The 16,647-nt window shown below is 64.4% G+C and carries 16 protein-coding genes and 4 tRNA genes; 17 read left to right on the top strand and 3 right to left on the bottom strand.

What is annotated here, in order from left to right:
* Positions 1-206 precede the first annotated feature (206 nt).
* The 13 genes from rpsB to H6A21_RS03080 all read left to right on the top strand — a co-directional run bounded on the left by rpsB (position 207) and on the right by H6A21_RS03080 (position 12,291).
* Entirely contained in the window at positions 207-974 is a 768-nt protein-coding gene (gene rpsB / locus H6A21_RS03140; protein ID WP_204560125.1) for a 30S ribosomal protein S2, read from the top strand.
* 57 nt (positions 975-1,031) lie between these two features.
* Positions 1,032-1,904 carry a translation elongation factor Ts gene (gene tsf / locus H6A21_RS03135; protein WP_204560124.1) on the top strand — a complete coding sequence of 291 codons (873 nt, stop codon included), beginning with the start codon at positions 1,032-1,034 and terminating at the stop codon, positions 1,902-1,904.
* Between the two features lie 201 nt (positions 1,905-2,105).
* A complete protein-coding gene (gene pyrH / locus H6A21_RS03130; protein WP_204560123.1) occupies positions 2,106-2,828 on the top strand; it encodes a UMP kinase in 723 nt (240 codons plus the stop codon).
* A gap of 2 nt (positions 2,829-2,830) precedes the next feature.
* On the top strand, positions 2,831-3,364 hold the full coding sequence (gene frr, locus H6A21_RS03125; protein ID WP_204560122.1) for a ribosome recycling factor: 534 nt from the start codon (positions 2,831-2,833) through the stop codon (positions 3,362-3,364).
* 1 nt (position 3,365) lies between these two features.
* Positions 3,366-4,157 (top strand): isoprenyl transferase, encoded by a 792-nt coding sequence (locus H6A21_RS03120; protein ID WP_204560121.1) that lies wholly within the window; start codon positions 3,366-3,368, stop codon positions 4,155-4,157.
* 111 nt (positions 4,158-4,268) lie between these two features.
* Positions 4,269-5,150 (top strand): phosphatidate cytidylyltransferase, encoded by an 882-nt coding sequence (locus H6A21_RS03115; RefSeq protein WP_204560120.1) that lies wholly within the window; start codon positions 4,269-4,271, stop codon positions 5,148-5,150.
* Positions 5,147-6,340, top strand: coding sequence for a 1-deoxy-D-xylulose-5-phosphate reductoisomerase (gene dxr / locus H6A21_RS03110; protein WP_204560119.1), 1,194 nt, complete (start codon positions 5,147-5,149; stop codon positions 6,338-6,340). The genes H6A21_RS03115 and dxr overlap by 4 nt, the downstream gene beginning before the upstream one ends.
* Before the next feature lie 25 nt (positions 6,341-6,365).
* The gene (locus H6A21_RS03105) at positions 6,366-7,721 is read left to right on the top strand and encodes a M50 family metallopeptidase (RefSeq protein WP_204560118.1); all 1,356 of its coding nucleotides are present in this window, start codon (positions 6,366-6,368) and stop codon (positions 7,719-7,721) included.
* Positions 7,722-7,733: 12 nt separating this feature from the next.
* Positions 7,734-8,801: a flavodoxin-dependent (E)-4-hydroxy-3-methylbut-2-enyl-diphosphate synthase gene (gene ispG / locus H6A21_RS03100; RefSeq protein WP_204560117.1), complete on the top strand. Its 1,068-nt coding sequence runs from the start codon at positions 7,734-7,736 to the stop codon at positions 8,799-8,801.
* 157 nt (positions 8,802-8,958) lie between these two features.
* Positions 8,959-10,662, top strand: a complete 1,704-nt coding sequence (locus tag H6A21_RS03095) for a proline--tRNA ligase (protein ID WP_204560161.1) — start codon at positions 8,959-8,961, stop codon at positions 10,660-10,662.
* Between the two features lie 241 nt (positions 10,663-10,903).
* Positions 10,904-11,485, top strand: a complete 582-nt coding sequence (locus H6A21_RS03090; RefSeq protein ID WP_204560116.1) for a haloacid dehalogenase-like hydrolase — start codon at positions 10,904-10,906, stop codon at positions 11,483-11,485.
* A gap of 150 nt (positions 11,486-11,635) precedes the next feature.
* A complete protein-coding gene (locus H6A21_RS03085; protein ID WP_204560115.1) occupies positions 11,636-11,890 on the top strand; it encodes a hypothetical protein in 255 nt (84 codons plus the stop codon).
* 5 nt (positions 11,891-11,895) lie between these two features.
* Positions 11,896-12,291, top strand: coding sequence for a hypothetical protein (locus H6A21_RS03080; RefSeq protein ID WP_204560114.1), 396 nt, complete (start codon positions 11,896-11,898; stop codon positions 12,289-12,291).
* Between the two features lie 42 nt (positions 12,292-12,333).
* On the opposite strand, the gene H6A21_RS03075 is transcribed toward H6A21_RS03080, so the two are convergent.
* The 3 genes from H6A21_RS03075 to H6A21_RS03065 all read right to left on the bottom strand — a co-directional run bounded on the left by H6A21_RS03075 (position 12,334) and on the right by H6A21_RS03065 (position 12,886).
* Positions 12,334-12,406 (bottom strand) — tRNA-Ile (locus H6A21_RS03075).
* Between the two features lie 50 nt (positions 12,407-12,456).
* A tRNA-Ala gene (locus tag H6A21_RS03070) sits at positions 12,457-12,529 on the bottom strand.
* Between the two features lie 284 nt (positions 12,530-12,813).
* Positions 12,814-12,886: transfer RNA gene (locus tag H6A21_RS03065), tRNA-Ala, on the bottom strand.
* A gap of 272 nt (positions 12,887-13,158) precedes the next feature.
* Between H6A21_RS03065 and H6A21_RS03060 the strand changes: the two genes are divergently transcribed.
* The 4 genes from H6A21_RS03060 (at position 13,159) to H6A21_RS03045 (ending at position 16,644) form a co-directional block, all read left to right on the top strand.
* Positions 13,159-14,028 carry an HAD-IIB family hydrolase gene (locus tag H6A21_RS03060; RefSeq protein WP_204560113.1) on the top strand — a complete coding sequence of 290 codons (870 nt, stop codon included), beginning with the start codon at positions 13,159-13,161 and terminating at the stop codon, positions 14,026-14,028.
* 141 nt (positions 14,029-14,169) lie between these two features.
* Positions 14,170-14,244 (top strand) — tRNA-Val (locus H6A21_RS03055).
* A gap of 71 nt (positions 14,245-14,315) precedes the next feature.
* Positions 14,316-16,361 (top strand): ABC-F family ATP-binding cassette domain-containing protein, encoded by a 2,046-nt coding sequence (locus H6A21_RS03050; RefSeq protein WP_204560112.1) that lies wholly within the window; start codon positions 14,316-14,318, stop codon positions 16,359-16,361.
* Positions 16,348-16,644, top strand: coding sequence for a hypothetical protein (locus H6A21_RS03045; protein WP_204560111.1), 297 nt, complete (start codon positions 16,348-16,350; stop codon positions 16,642-16,644). The genes H6A21_RS03050 and H6A21_RS03045 overlap by 14 nt, the downstream gene beginning before the upstream one ends.
* The last annotated feature ends 3 nt before the right edge of the window (positions 16,645-16,647 follow it).

Here is a 16,647-nt window from a genome sequence, read left to right as displayed (position 1 = left end):
ACCACAAGCTGCACACATCGCGTGCATTGCGGTTGGATTTATATACCGTAGCTGCTATCATGCTTCAGGTTGCGCTTTTGCGCGACTGCACCTATCACACACGTGCGGCTACTCGCGAGCCGTGGTGCCCGGGGCATCGGTAGCTCAAGCCCGGGTGGCACGCGAGGCTGGATGCCTGCACGGAGGCGAACCACAGGAGGTACACCATGGCTACCAAGATCAATATCCGCACTCTTCTCGAGGCCGGCTGCCACTTCGGTCACCAGACCCGTCGCTGGAACCCCAAGATGCGCCCCTACATCTTCGGTGAGCGCAACGGCATCTACATCCTCGACCTCAAGCAGACCATCGTCTCGGCCGACGCTGCCTACACGTTCCTCAAGAACACCTGCGCCCACGGCGGCAAGGTCCTGTTCGTCGGCACTAAGAAGCAGGCTCAGGAGGCCGTGAAGGCCGCTGCCGAGCGCGCCGGCATGCCCTACATCAACCAGCGCTGGCTTGGCGGCATGCTCACGAACTTCGTGACCATCCGCTCCCGCATCAACCGCATGGAGGAGCTCGAGGGCATGGTCGCCGACGGCTCCATGGCCCTGCGCGGCAAGAAGGAGCAGGCCGTCCTCGGCAAGGAGCTCGCTAAGCTCCAGACCAACCTCGGTGGCGCCCGCGACATGAAGTCCCTGCCTGCGGCCCTCTTCGTCATCGACACCAAGCGCGAGGAGAACGCCATCAAGGAGGCCCGTCGCCTGCACATCCCGGTCGTCGCCCTCATCGACACCAACTCCGATCCGGACGAGGTCGACTACGGCATCCCCTGCAACGACGACGCCATCTCCGCTGTCTCCCTCATGTGCGAGCTGTTCGCCGACGCCTGCCTCGCGGGCACCGGCAAGGAGCAGATCTCCGAGGCCGAGATGGCCGGCACCGCCGAGCCCGAGCAGGCCGCTGAGGCTGCGACCGAGGCCGCTACCGAGTAACCAGGTCCCACGAAACGTTTCCTCTAAGAGGTTTTTCGATTCGAAAGGAAAGCATCCATGGCTCAGATCACTGCCGCAATGGTCAAGCAGCTCCGCGAGATGACCGACTCGCCGATGATGGAGTGCAAGAAGGCGCTCGTCGAGGCTGAGGGCGATATGGACGCCGCCGTCGACATCCTGCGCAAGAACGGTCTCGCCGCTGCCGCCAAGAAGGCCGGCCGCGACACGAACGAGGGCGCTGTCGCCGCCTACGTGTCCGCTGACGGCACCGCCGGCGCGCTCGCCGAGGTCGCCTGCGAGACCGACTTCGTCGGCTCCAACCCCAAGTTCACCGGCTTCGCCGCCAAGGTCGCCGAGGTCGCCTGCAATGTCGAGCCGGCTGACGTCGACGCTCTGCTCGCTGCCGACATGGACGGCGAGACGGTTCAGGACGCCCTCACCGAGATGATCCACATCATCGGCGAGAACATGAAGATCTCCCGCTTCGCCATCCGCAAGCCCGCCTCCGGTGCCGTCTCCAGCTACATCCACATGGGCGGCAAGATCGGTGTCCTCGTCGAGTTCTCCTTTGAGAAGCCCGAGACCGCCCAGAACGAGGCCTTCAAGACCTTCGCTCACGACGTCGCCATGCAGGTCGCCGCGACCGCCCCGATCAGCGCCGTGCGCGAGGACGTGCCGCAGGCCACCATCGACCACGAGGTCGAGATCTACAAGGCTCAGGCTGCCGAGTCCGGCAAGCCCGAGGCCATCCAGGAGAAGATGGCCCACGGCCGTCTCGAGAAGTTCTTCAAGGGCTTCGTCCTGAACGAGCAGGAGTTCATCAAGGATTCCAACATGACGATCAAGCAGTACGCCGAGAAGACCTCCAAGGAGGTCGGCGACACCATCAAGGTCGTCGCGTTCGACCGCCTCGTGTGCGGCGAGAACTAACCTCACCCGTCATGTGACATCAAGCAGGCCATGGAACGTCTATGGCCTGCTTTTTTGTGAGTCGATACGGCAACGCGCATGCGCGGGTATAAGCCATGCACGTCGGCGCACCCGCGCGCAGCCGTACAGCCGATTTCCCCATGGGCGGCATCGCAAACGCTGCTAGAATGAGTTGCAGCTGAATCACGTTAGGAGGACATCTTGTCTGGCTACCTCTATAAACGCGTGCTCCTGAAGCTTTCAGGCGAGGCACTGATGGGGGAGGGCCGCTTTGGCATCGACCCCGATGTCACCGAACGGCTCGCGCATCAGATCAATCAGCTGCACAAAGATGGAGTCGAGGTCGGCATCGTCGTGGGCGGCGGCAACATCTTCCGCGGCCTCGCCGGTTCCGCCAAGGGCATGGACCGCGCCCAGGCCGACTACATGGGCATGCTCGCAACCGTCATGAACGCGCTCGCCCTGCAGGATGCCTTCGAGCGCGTCGGCGCGTCCTGCCGCGTCATGAGCGCCATTCAGATGAACGAGGTCTGCGAACCCTATATCCGCCGCCGCGCCATCAACCATCTCGAGAAGGGCGATATCGTCATCTTCGCCGCCGGTTCGGGCAATCCGTACTTCACGACCGACACCGCCGCCGCGCTGCGCGCCTGCGAGATCGGCGCCGAGTGCCTGCTCAAGGCCACCAAGGTCGACGGCATCTACGACAAGGACCCCGTCGCCCACGAGGACGCCGTCCGGTTCGACCGTATCACGCACCATGAGGTGCTCGTCCGCGGCCTGCAGGTCATGGACTCCACGGCGGCGGCGCTTTGCCAGGACAACCACTTGCCTATCATCGTCCTTAACATCGAGGGCGAGGAGAATATCAAGCGGGCTCTCATGGGCGAGCCCATCGGAACCGTCGTCGTTCAGGAGGATTAACCATGGCAGATATCACCACCCAGATGGACAAGTCCATCGAGGCCCTGAAGCATAATTTCAGCAAGGTCCGCACGGGCCGCGCCAACGCGAACATCCTCGCTGACATCACCGTCGACTACTACGGCGTGGCCACGCCCATCACCCAGGTCGCTGCCGTGAAGACGCCCGAGGCGCACATGCTCATCGTCGAGCCGTGGGACAAGGCGCTCGTCAACGCCATCGTGAAGGCCATCTCCGCATCCGACCTGGGCATCACGCCCTCCTCGGACGGCTCCGTCATCCGCCTTCCGTTCCCCGCGCCCACCGAGGAGCGCCGTCGCGAGCTCGTCAAGGAGTGCCGAGAGCTCGCCGAGCAGGCGAAGGTCGCCATCCGCAACATCCGCCGCGACGCGAACAACAAGCTCGATCGCGACGAGGAGCTCACCGAGGACGAGGTCCGTCGCGAGCAGGCGAAGGTCCAGAAGCATACCGACGAGTACGTCAAGAAAATCGAGGAGCTGCTGAAGGCCAAAGAGGCCGAGGTCATGGAGATCTAGCTTGCAATACGATCAGGACAAATTCACCGAGTTCTTCGCCGACGCGCCCGCCGACATCGACATGGGCGCCCTCGATATGAATCGGATCCCGCGCCATATCTCATGCATCATGGACGGCAACGGCCGCTGGGCGACCGCCCGCGGCCTTGCCCGCACCGAGGGGCATAAGGCGGGCATCGTCTCGCTGCGCGAGATCATCACCGCTGCGGTCCGACTCGGCGTGGACGTCCTTTCCGCCTACGCGTTCTCGACGGAGAATTGGAACCGCCCCAAACACGAGGTGGCGGTCCTCATGCACCTGTTCGCTAAAACGTTCATCGACGAGCTGCCGCTGCTCAAGCGCGAGAACGTCCGCGTCGTCTTTCTGGGTGACATCTCGGCGCTTCCGTCGCGCACGCGCGAGGTGTTCGAGTACGGGCTTGCCGAGTGCCGCGACCATACGGGCATGACGCTCGCGTTGGCTGTCAACTACGGCGGCCGCGCCGAGCTCGTGCGCGCCGCTCGCGAGCTGGCGCGCGACGTCGTCTCCGGCACGATTACCGCAGATGACATCGACGAAGACGCGATCTCGGCGCATCTCTATACCGCCGGCCTTCCCGATCCCGAGCTCGTCATCCGCACCTCGGGCGAGATGCGCGTCTCGAACTACCTGCTCTGGCAGATCGCCTATGCCGAGTTCTACATCACCGATACCTATTGGCCCGATTTCGATCGCTGGGGGCTCATCCGCGCGATCCTCGCCTTCCAGGGCCGCGACCGCCGCTTCGGAGGGCTGAGCGCACCTGCGCGGTAGCGAACCGCCGATCCAGAGCCTTACGTCCGGCTCAATGTCTGCCGGCGAGAGCCGTCTCGATCGGCGTTTGCTTTTGGGTGCTGCCTGCCGTCCGCACAAGGAGAGCAACTGTTGGACACATCTCGAGAACCACAATCGACCGTGCGCGAGCAGAAGGACGCGTCGTCTGAAACCCGGTCGCGCAATCCGCTCCACGGCCTTTTCGTCCGCGCGGGTTTCGGACTGATCTACGCCGGCCTGTTTATCGCCTGCCTGCTGATGGGCACACTTACCACCGCGCTGTTCGTCGCGGCGATGAGCTGGCTGTGCTGCTTTGAGTTCTACCGCATGATGCGCCTCGACGGGAAGGTCCCCAACGAGCTGCTCGGCCTTGCCGCAGCGGTCCTGTTCCCGCTCTCGGCGCTCGTCCACCCCTTATGGCTCACCGCGCTCATCTTCCTTCTCGTGCTCTCGCTCGGCCTGTGGTACGTCTATTCGCCGCGCACCCGCATCGCCGACGTCGCCGTGACGGCGTTCGGCCCCATCTACACCGGCTTCATGATGTCGGCCATCGTCCTTCTGCGCGAGGCCATCCCCGGCTTTCCCGGAGCGCTGCTGACCGTGGGGGTCTGCGCGTCGCTGTGGGTGAGCGATTCGTTCGCCTACCTCGTGGGCAGCCGGATCGGCAAGCACAAGATGGCGCCCAAGATCTCTCCCAACAAGAGCTGGGAGGGCTTTTTCGGCGGTCTCGTCGGCTCGGCGATCATCTGGTGCATCCTGTGGGCGACGGGGCTGTACGACCTCGATCTCGTCCTCGCTATCGGCATTTCCCTCGCCGTCGCCATCCTCGGCGTGTTCGGCGATTTAATCGAGAGCCGTATCAAGCGCGGTGTGGGCGTGAAGGATTCCGGCAACCTCATTCCGGGCCACGGCGGCATGCTCGATCGCTCGGACTCGCTGATATTCGGCTGCATCACCGCTTATCTCCTGCTTATGATCGGAGGCGTCCTATGAGCGTTCTCGCACCATCGCATCCGCTTGGCGCGCCCGCGGGGCGCCTGCGCGTGGCCATTCTCGGCTGCACGGGATCCATCGGCACCCAGGCGCTTGACGTCTGCCGCCAGCATGCCGACCGCCTCGAGGTCGTGGCGCTGACGGCGCATGCGCGCACCGCCGAGCTCGTGGCCGCAGCGCGCGAGTTCGGCGTCGCCCGTGTCGGCGTGACCGACCCAGCCCACGCGCACGACGCCGCCCTTGCCGACCTGCCCGAGCACACCACCTGCCTTATCGGCCCCGATGCGGCCGTCGAGCTCGCCTGCGCCGAGGACGTCGACTGCGTGCTCGTCGCCATCGTGGGCGCCGCGGGCCTCGCCGCGAGCGCCGCCGTGCTCGAGACCGACAAGCGCCTGGCGCTCGCCAACAAGGAGTCTCTCGTCGTCGGCGGCGATCTGCTCATGCCCCGCGTGCGACCCGGTCAGCTCATTCCCGTGGACTCCGAGCACGCGGCGATCTTCCAGTGCTACCAGGGCGAGTCCGCCGCGCAGGCCCACGCCATCTGGCTCACCTGCTCGGGCGGCCCCTTCTTCGGCCGCACCCGCGAGGATCTCTCTCGCGTCACGCCCGCCGAGGCGCTCGCGCACCCCACCTGGAACATGGGCGCGAAGATCACCATCGACTCGGCCACCCTGATGAACAAGGGCCTCGAGCGCATCGAGGCCATGCACCTGTTCGGCGTCGATATGGAGTTTATCCGCATCGTCATCCAGCGCCAGTCTAAGATCCACTCCATGGTGGAATACGACGATGGATCGGTGATCGCCCACCTGGGCGCCTCGGACATGCGCATTCCCATCCAATACGCGTTCTCCTACCCCGATCGCTGGTCGACGCCGGCGCCGCGCGTCGACTTCCGCACCCTCGGCTCGCTCGACTTCGCCGCGCCCGACGCCGAGACGTTCCGCTGCCTGGCGCTCGCCGAGCAAGCGGGGCGGACGCGCGGAACCCTGCCCTGCGTCATGAACGCAGCCAACGAGGTCGCCGTCTCCGCGTTCCTTGCCGGAGCCTGCTCGTTCACCGACATCGATGCGATTGTCGAGCGCTGCATGGACGCGCACACCGTCGAGCCCGTGCAATCGCTCGAGCAGCTCGCCGACGTCGACGCCTGGGCGAGGCGCACGGCAGAGCACATGCTCGCCGCCCGATAGGCTCACGATATCCGGCAGGTTGCCCATGGACCATATCATCGGTTTTCTCTCGGCGCTCTTCTGGGGCGTCCTCACGTTCTCGTTTCTCGTCTTCATCCATGAGGGCGGGCACTTCTTGGCGGCGCGCGCCTGCAAGGTGCGCGTGACGGAGTTCTTCTTGGGCCTGCCCTGCCGCGTGAACATCCATCGCCGCTCCCGCCGCATCGGCACGAAGTTCGGCGTCACCCCCATTCTGCTCGGCGGCTACGCCGCGATCTGCGGTATGGAGAACGCAACCGCCCCGTGCGCCGCGCGCGTGCTCGCCGAGGTGCATCGACGCGGATCCGTTCGGGTCTCAGAGCTCGCAGATGCCCTCGATCTCTCCGAAGATGACGTCCAGGAAGCCTGCGCCCAGCTTCTGAGCTGGGGCTCCGTGGCTCCGCGCTATCTTGAGGGCGACGGACCGGAGGGCAAGTACTATCCCAGCGCGTACGCCGCCATGCCGCGTGACGCCGCCGGCAACACGATCTACGACGGCCGCGCGTTCGACCGCGCCCACGCAACCGCGGAGGGCGAGGCCTGGGAGCCGACGATGGGGGAGGATGCGTTCTATGCCCAGGAGCGCAGCCACACCTACCTCGGCCTCGGGTTTTTCCGCCGCTCTGCGATCCTTTTGGCCGGCATCTTCGTGAACGTCGCCTGCGGCATCCTTTTGCTCATGAGCGTCTACTCCATCATCGGGTTCGACGTGCCCGTCGACGTGAACCAGATCGGCTCGATCGAGGCGTCATCGCCCGCGGAGGCGGCAGGCCTTATGGCAGGCGACACGATCGATGCCGTGAACGGCGTCGCGGTCGACTCCTGGATGGACGTCATCAACGAGGTGCGCGCCTCCGAGGACGAGCCGCTGACCCTTGATTACACGCGCGATGGCGTGTCCGCCTCGGTGACTATCGAGCCTGCGGAAGACGGCACCATCGGCATCTACGTTCCCTACGAGCGATACCGGCTCAACATCGCCGACTCGTTCAGGCTCTCCATCGATTACGTCTATCAGACCGTCGCCGGCATCTCGCAGCTGCTCACGCCGTCGAAGACGATGGAGGTGCTCGACAACTCCGCATCGGTCGTCGGCATCTCGGTCATGAGCGCGCAGGCGGCCGCCAGCGGGCCTGCCACCTACCTCGCCTTCGCCGCCTTGATCTCGCTGTCGCTCGGCTTCATGAACCTGCTTCCCATCCCCCCGCTCGATGGCGGCAAGTTCCTGATCGAGATCATCCAGGCGATCTTCAAGCGCGACGTGCCCCCGCGCGTCCAAACCGCGCTCTCGTTGGCGGGCATCGTGCTGTTCGCGTTCATTTTCCTCTACGTCCTGCGCGGGGATATCCTGCGCCTGCTCTAGGGAGGCACACCTATGGCAACTCGTGATACGGCGCGTGCGCGCACGCGCGCGGCGATCGTGGGCGGCGTCCGCATCGGCGGCGGGGCCCCCGTCGTCGTGCAGTCCATGACCTGTACCGACACCCATGATGAGCAGGCCACGCTCGCCCAGGTGCGCTCTCTCGCCGATGCGGGCTGCGACATCGTGCGCGTGACCGTTCCCGACGAGGATGCGCTCGCTCCCTTCGCGAAGATTTGCGCCGAGGCGCCCGTCCCGATCGTCGCCGATATCCACTTCGACTACCGGCTGGCCATCGGCGCGGTGCGCGCGGGTGCCGCCAAGCTCCGCATCAACCCCGGCAACATCGGCTCCTGGGAGAAGGTCGACGCCGTCATCGACGCGGCGGGGGAGGCCGGCGCCGCCATCCGCATCGGCGTGAACGCCGGCTCGCTCGAGCGCGACATCGCCGAGCGGGCGGACCTCACCCAGCCTGAGAAGCTCGTTGCATCGAGCCTGCGCTTCGTCGAGCACTTCGAGCAGCGCGGCTTCACGAACATCGTGCTTTCCGCCAAGGCGCACAGTGTACCCACGACCATCGAGACGTACCGCGCTCTGTCCCGCGAGCTTCCGCAGGTTCCGCTCCATCTCGGGGTGACCGAGGCGGGCACGGTGCGCCAGGGCACCATCAAGAGCTCGGTAGGGCTCGGGGTGCTGCTCGCCGAGGGGATCGGCGACACCCTGCGCGTCTCGCTGACCGCCGACCCGGTGGAGGAACCGCCCGTCGCCTGGGGCATTCTGGAGTGCCTGGGTATCCGCCGTCGCGGCCCGGAGCTCGTGAGCTGCCCCACCTGCGGCCGCACGCAGGTCGATCTCATCCCGATCGCGACCGAGGTCGAACGCCGGCTGCAAACCGTGACGAAACCCATCTCGGTTGCCGTCATGGGATGCGTCGTCAACGGTCCGGGCGAGGCGTCCGACGCCGATGTGGGCGTGGCGTGCGGCCGCGGGTGCGGCCTGCTTTTCCGCCATGGCGAAGTCACAAGGAAGGTCAGCGAGGATGACATCGTCGATGCCCTCATGGAGGAGATCGACCGCCTGTAATTCCGTTGTCCTCATCGGGGGCGTCTCCAAACAGCCCCGTCCCCGATGAGGACAACGGTCCCGAGGTTCCCGGTATGCGCTATCATGCTGGTTTGTATGTCTGATAGGCCAATCGAGAGCACAGGGAGTACCCATCGTGTCTAGCAAAACCCGCGTCATGAAGATGTCCGCGCTCTATGCGCCCACCCTGAAGGAGGATCCCGCCGAGGCCGAGCTCGCGAGCCATCGCCTGCTGCTGCGCGCCGGTATGATCCGCAAGCAGGCTGCGGGCCTCTACTCCTACCTGCCGCTCGCCTGGCGCTCGCTCAAGAAGATCGAGAACATCGTCCGCGACGAGATGGATGCCGCCGGCGCGCAAGAGATGCTCATGCCCATCCTGACCGATGCCGAGCTTTGGCGCGAATCGGGTCGCTGGAACGCCTACGGTCCGGAGCTCATGCGTGTGACCGACCGTCACGATCGCGAGTTCGCCCTCGGTCCCACGCATGAGGAGACCGTCACCGACCTCATCACCAACGAGCTCCGCAGCTACAAGCAGCTCCCCGTGAACCTCTACCAGATCCAGGACAAGTTCCGCGACGAGATGCGTCCCCGCTTCGGCCTCATGCGCGGTCGCGAGTTCATCATGAAGGACGGCTACTCGTTCTCGGCGACCCAGGAGTCGCTGCAGGAGATCTACGACGACATGAAGCAGGCCTACGCCAACATCTGCGAGCGCGTGGGGCTGCACGCCCTGCCCGTCGTGGCGGACTCCGGCCAGATCGGCGGCGACACCTCCGTCGAGTTCATGGCGCTTGCCGATGCCGGCGAGGCGGCCCTCGTCTACTGCGATGAGTGCGGCTTTGCCGCCGACGAGGAAGCTGCGGCCACGAAGGTCGTCGTGACCGAGGGCCCGGGCGACGGATCGCTGCAGAAGGTCCACACCCCCGGACTGGGCACGATCGAGGCGGTCGCCGCCTTCTTCGGCTTCCCCGAGAACGGCACCCGCAAGTCGCTCGCCCTCATCGCCGAGGACGGCACGCCCGTCGTCTGCATTGTCCCGGGCGACCACGAGCTGAACGAAATCAAGGCTGAGCACCTCTTCGGCGCCTACCACCTCATGACTGACGAGGAGCTCGAGGCCAACGACCTGCACAAGGGCTTCATCGGGCCGGTGAACCTGCCGAAGGGCATCCGCCTGGTCGTCGACGAGAGCCTGCGCGAGTCCACCAAGTGGGCCTGCGGCGCCAACGAGGTCGACTACCACTACACCGGCGCCTGCCCGGGCCGCGACTTCACGGTGGACGAATGGGCCGACCTCGTGACCGTGAAGGCCGGCGATCCCTGCCCGCACTGCGGACGTCCGCTCGCCGGTGCGCGCGGCATCGAGGTCTCGCAGGTCTTCCAGCTCGGCACGAAGTACTCCGAGGCCATGGGCGCCACGTTCGCCGACGAGAACGGCGAGGAGAAGCCCTTCCTCATGGGCTGCTACGGCGTGGGTGTTTCCCGCACGCTCGCGGCCATCGTGGAGCAGCACAACGACGAGAACGGCATCATCTGGCCGGTCTCCGTCGCTCCCTTCGAGGTCTCCGTCATCGCCCTCGATAAGAAGGGCGAGGCCTTCGAGGAGGCTGCGAAGCTCGCCGACAAGCTCGCCGAGGCCGGCATCGAGGTCGTGTTCGATGACCGCGCCGAGCGCCCGGGCGTGAAGTTCGCCGACAACGACCTCATGGGCTTCCCGTTCCAGCTCATCGTCGGCAAGCGCGGTCTTGCCAACGGCACCGTCGAGCTCAAGGTCCGCGCGACCGGCGAGCGCACTGATGTCGAGCGCGCCACGGCGGTCGACACGGTAGCGCAGATGGTCATCGCCCAGCGCGCATAGCGCCGCGCGCATCAAACGGTTGTGTTCGCCCCGGTAGCGGCCCTCACGGTACCTGCTGCCGGGGCTTCGCTATAGGAAGCGCCGATACGGGTATAGTGCTTCTGTAGGGCAACAATCGGTCGACAGACAGTCGACCTTTGTAAACAAGGTGTCAGGATGCCGCAAGGGGAGCGCGCCTGTCTTGCCGCATGCCCTAAGATGGCTGCTGCAGGGCGGCAGGGGAGAGGAGAGGGCACCGTCGATGCGCGTACTGGATTTCGACAACACGATCTACGACGGCGAGAGCCCGCTCGACTTCTATCTCTTCTCGTTGCGCTACCGCCCCTCGAACCTCCGCTACATCACTCCCGTCATCAAGAACCTCGTGCGCTACCAGCGCTCCCGCAGCTCCCGTGAGGATATGGAGCGCGCGATCAGGCGCTACGTCCACGGCTACCTCACCTCCTTCGACGACATCCCGGCCATGGTCAACGCGTTTTGGGACACGCATATGCACAAGATCAAAACGTGGTACATGCCCCGTCCCGACGATGTGATCATCACCGCCTCGTTCAACTACACGATGGACGAGATCTGCCGGAGACTCGGCATCGATACGTGCATCTGCTCCACCATCGATTACGATACGCTCGAGCTCAAGCACCTCAATTTCGGCGAGAACAAGGTCCGGGCGTTCAAGGCCGCCTTCGGCGACGACGCGGTGCCGGACGAGTTCTATACCGATAACCTCGTGGACAGGCCCATGCTCGAGTACGCACGCGCCTCGTACCTGATCAAGGGCAATCGCGTCGTCCCCTATCAGAAGGTCGGCACGGCGCAATAGCGAACAGCCCTCAGCATGCTTTACGCGCCTTGACTCCGGATAGGGTTATGACCTTTATACGTAAGGTCTCGTTTGACACCCTCCACTCTGCTCGTGTGAACTTTGGTCGGGAACAATATCGGGCGCTTGCCGCCCCTCAAGGACACGTCGATGGCTGACTCCATGCGCATCCGCCCACCCGACCCCTCTGATCGGGTAGCCGGGCTTGCGAGCTCTATCATCCATGCGTACCATGGCGAACACGACGCCGATGCCGCCCTCGCGCTGCTGGCGGACCCCTTCAGCTGGATCGGTGCCGATGAGGGCGATGGCGGCATCGGGATACCGTGTCGTGCGGCATCCTGCGTTTCGCGCATGATGCACGAGGCGTCTACCATCTGCAGGTTTTCAACCATGCCTCCGTAGAGCTCATGGGTGCCTCCGATGCCCAGCTTCAGGCCCAGGACTGGAGTCAGGGCATCTGCCCGCTTATGGACATCGATGACGCGGTGAAGCTCGCGCGGCGCATGGGAGAGCTCTCCCATGCCGGCGATACGGTTTCGGCCGTCTGCCATATCGTCCAGCGAGACGGATCGACGCGCTTCGTGAACTCCATCAACCGCTTGGTGGCGCCGACAGGGGAGGGTGATATCATCCAAAAGCTCGTGCTCGACATCACCGAGCATGTGGAGATCGAGCGCGCACTCGTCAAGATCAGCTACGAGGACGCCCTCACGCACCTTTTCAACCGCTCCCGATTCCGCAGGGACCTCGAGAACGAGCGCTTCGCCGGCGCGCAGCACCTGGGTATCGCTTATTCTAGATAAGAAAACCCGGGAAACGCATGTTCCCGGGTTGAAGCGATCGGGTGGGCCCAGCAGGATTCGAACCTGCAACCCAGGGATTATGAGTCCCCTGCGCTAACCGTTGCGCCATGAGCCCGATATAAGAAAACAGCCTCCGGTATCCCGAAGGCTGCGATGTCTCTTGGGTGGAGACGAGGGGAATCGAACCCCTGACCTCTTGACTGCCAGTCAAGCGCTCTCCCAGCTGAGCTACGCCCCCAAGCGGTGCGGGAAATAATATACGCAAACGTGCCGGGGATTGCAAGGACTATTTTCAGAAAAGTTTTCTGAAAACGGGAATGCGAGGCCGTCGATAATCATCGCCGCAGAGAGACCACGTGACTTGGCATGAAAAGAACGAGGGAATGCGCTCGCACGGATCGTTTTGAGGGAACCTGATGCGGGCAATCAGCCCCGCGCGCGCTTCAGCCAACGCAGCGTCCAGCCAAGCCATGGATGAAAAAAGGGTCATTGCCAAAGCAATGACCCTGAACACGTAAGGGGTGGAGACGAGGGGGATCGAACCCCTGACCTCTTGACTGCCAGTCAAGCGCTCTCCCAGCTGAGCTACGCCCCCGTGCGGTGCGGGAAATAATATACGCAAACCAAACTAGGTTTGCAAGGGGAAATTTCAAAATATTTTTTTCGCCCTGGCCGACGTGCGTATATGGCGGGCATTCCGTTTACGATCCGTTTGCGCCCGACGAAGCTCGACGGTGCAACTCGCTATCTATAACCCCTATGAATTCAACGAGCGGTCCCATTCATCGGTGTGCGGATATGCACAATACAGCACAGGCACGTTCTTTGTACCCCCAACAACCTGTCACATCTTGTCCAAGGAGCACCATGGCCAATTTCGATATCATCGCCTTCGATCTCGACGGCACGATCTTCGCGGAGCCGCACAAGCAAATCATGTCACCCCGCGTTGAGCGCACCCTCGCTGCTGCCCACGATGCCGGCGTGCTGACCGCCGTCGCGAGCGGACGTCCGACGGGAATGCTCGGCAGCCATGTATCCTCGCTGCCCTTCGTCGACTGGCATATCACGGTGAACGGCGCCTGTGTCAGCGACGCGCGTACGGGCGCCATCATCTCCGAGCGCACGCTCCCGCGCCCGCTCGCGCTCGACACCATCGACTTCATCAACCGTGCGGCAAACGGGGCGCGCGTCGGGTGGAGCATGTTCTCCGGCGGCACGGCCTATTTCGACGAGACGCTCGCGAAGATGTTCGATCGCGACCATCCCGCCGGGGAGAGCTTCAGCTTCGTCGAAAGCGCTCTTGCGGAGGGAAACGACGTGGCCGTGATGACCTCGGCGCGCATGCTCACCGAAACCCTGGTCGAAGGCCCCGACAAGCTCGGCGCCTCGTTCGAGACCGTCGAGGAGACCCAGCGCGTCCTCGACGAGCTGGTGCGCTCGGGCGCCCATGACCTCGAGATCGCGCAGGTCGGCCCCGACGAGATCGAGATCACGCGCAAGGGAGTGGGGAAGGGCTCTGCGCTCTCCATCCTGTGCGAGCACCTGGGTATCGGCGAGCGCCGCGCCGTGGCGTTCGGCGACTCGGGCAACGACGCCACGTTCGCCGACGTGCCCTGCACCTTTGTGGCCATGGGCAACGCCGGCGAGCACATCAAGCGCATCGCCGACGACGTTTGCCCGAGCGTGCGCGAGGACGGCGTCGCCGTCTGGCTTGACGAGCATCTCGGGCTGTAGGATCGCAGCGATTCCGGGTATTCGCGCAGGCGGGCAGGCGCAAACATGACCTCTTGTCAGGCGCATGCGAAATCTTTTCTCAAATTTATCGTTGGCTCGCCCGGAATTGTGTGTTAGTATCTTCTTCGCCGAAAGGCACACGGGCGTTTGGCTCAGGGGTAGAGCACATCCTTCACACGGATGGGGTCACAAGTTCAAATCTTGTAACGCCCACCATCGAACAGACAGGGCTGCAGGCAACTGCAGCCCTTTTGCTATGTAGAGATGTTTCGAGAAAGACGCGGATCATGATCCTTTTGGTCGACAAGATCGAGAAGAGCTTCGGCGCCCGCACGCTGTTTTCCGGCGCGTCATTCCAGATCAATGCCCATGAGCGCTACGCCCTCGTGGGTCCAAACGGTGCCGGCAAGACCACGATGCTCAAGATCATCATGGGCATCGATGCGCCGGACGCCGGCGAGGTCACCTACGCCAAGGACGTGAACGTGGGCTATCTCGAGCAGGAGACGAAACTCGCTTCCGACAAGCCCATCATCACGGAGGTCATGGACGCCGCCATCGAGATCCGCTCCATGGGGGAGCGCGCCGAGGAGCTCCAGGTGAAGATCGCGGAGGCCGATGCGGACGATCCCGCGCTCAATGCCATGCTGGAGGAGTACGGCCGCGTCCAGGACCGCTTTGAGCACCTGGGCGGCTACGAGCTGGAGAGCAACGCGCGCCAGATCCTGTCGGGCCTGGGGTTCAAGCCCGATGACTTCGACAAGCCCTGCTGCGAGTTCTCCGGCGGCTGGCAGATGCGCATCGCGCTCGCGAAGCTCTTCCTGCGCCGCCCGGATCTACTGCTGCTCGACGAGCCCACGAACCACCTCGATCTCGAGAGTGTCCAGTGGCTGCGCGGCTTCATCTCCAACTACGAGGGCGCCGTCCTCATCGTCTCCCACGACCGTGCGTTCATGGACGCCTGCGTCGACCATGTCGCCGCGCTCGAGAACCGCCGCGTGACGACCTACACGGGCAACTACAGCTCCTATCTGAAGCAGCGCGAGGACAACCTCGAGCAGATGCGCGCCAAGCGCGCCGCGCAGGAGCGCGAGATCGCCCACATGCAGGTCTTCGTCGACAAGTTCCGCTACAAGCCCACGAAGGCCGCCCAGGCGCAGGAGCGCATGCGCCGCATCGAGCAGATCAGGCGCGAGCTCGTCATCCTGCCCGAGGGCCACAAGCACGTCGATTTCAAGTTCCCCGACCCGCCGCGCTCGGGTGACCAGGTCATCGCGCTCGAGCACGTGTCGAAAAGCTATGAGGACAAGCACGTCTACAGCGATATCGACCTCAAGCTCTACCGCGGCGACCACGTGGCGCTCGTCGGCCCAAACGGCGCGGGCAAGTCCACGCTGCTGAAGATGATCGCCGGCGTCGAGCGCCCGAGCTCGGGCGCCATCGAGCTCGGCACGAACGTGGGCGTCGCCTATTACGCCCAGCACCAGCTCGAGGGCATGAAGGAGTCGAACACCGTCCTGCAGGAGATCGACTCGGTCGCCCCCACCTGGACCGTGCCCCAGCAGCGCAGCTTGCTCGGCGCCTTCCTGTTCACCGGCGAGGACGTGGACAAGCGCGTCTCGGTACTTTCCGGCGGCGAGCGGGCGCGCCTGGCGCTTGCCAAGATGCTCGTGGCGCCCGAGGCGCTGCTGTGTCTCGACGAGCCCACGAACCACCTGGATATCGATTCGGTCGACATGCTGGAGAACGCCCTCAAGCGCTTCCCGGGAACCATCGTGCTCATCAGCCACGACGAGCACCTCGTGCGCGCCGTGGCGAACCGCATCGTGGACATCCGTGACGGCAAGATGCGTGTCTTCGACGGCGACTACGACTACTACCTGTTCAAACGCGAGGACCTCGCCGCCCGCGCGGCGGCTGAGGCCGAGGCGCGCGAGCAGGCACACACCAAAAAGGCCGCCTCGAAGGCCGACGGGGGAGGCCGCACGCTTCGCCGAACCCATGAGGGTAGCGTGCCCGCAGCGGAGCCATCCGGCAAGAAGACGCGCGAGCAGAAGCGCGCCGAGGCCGAGGCCCGCACCGAGCTCAACCGCCGCCTCAAGGGCACGAAGGACCGCCTGAAGAAGGTCGACCGAGAGCTCGAGCAGAAGCGTGCCCGCTATGACGAGCTCATGGAATTGATGGCCTCCGAGGAGCTCTACGCCGATCAGGAGAAATTCAACGAGGCGCTTGCGGAATATAACGGTCTGAAGAAGTCCATCCCGGCGCTCGAGGACGAATGGCTCGAGCTCTCGACGACGATAGAGGAGGAAACGGCACGTGGACGTTCGTAGGGCGGCGGCGATCGCGCTCACGGTGCTCTCGGTCGCGTTTCGCATCGCGGCTGTCGCCTTCGCCGTCCTCACGGTGCTGTTGTGCTTCCCGAGCGCAGCGGCACGCCTCGGCATCACCGGGTTCGTCATCGACCTCTCGCATGCGCTGCCCGACCTCATCCAGGGCTACGGCCTCGTGACCTCGCCGTTCGGCGGCGTCTTCCGCCTGGACTTCGCGCTCGCCTGCGCGGGCCTGTTCATCCTCGATTACTTCTGCCAGCGCATCGCGTACAAACTCCGCTAGAAG

This window comes from Collinsella tanakaei (assembly GCF_016902615.1).
GTDB lineage: Bacteria > Actinomycetota > Coriobacteriia > Coriobacteriales > Coriobacteriaceae > Collinsella > Collinsella tanakaei_A.
Note: the sequence above shows the minus strand (reverse complement) of the source record. Positions and strands in the feature narration are given on the sequence as shown.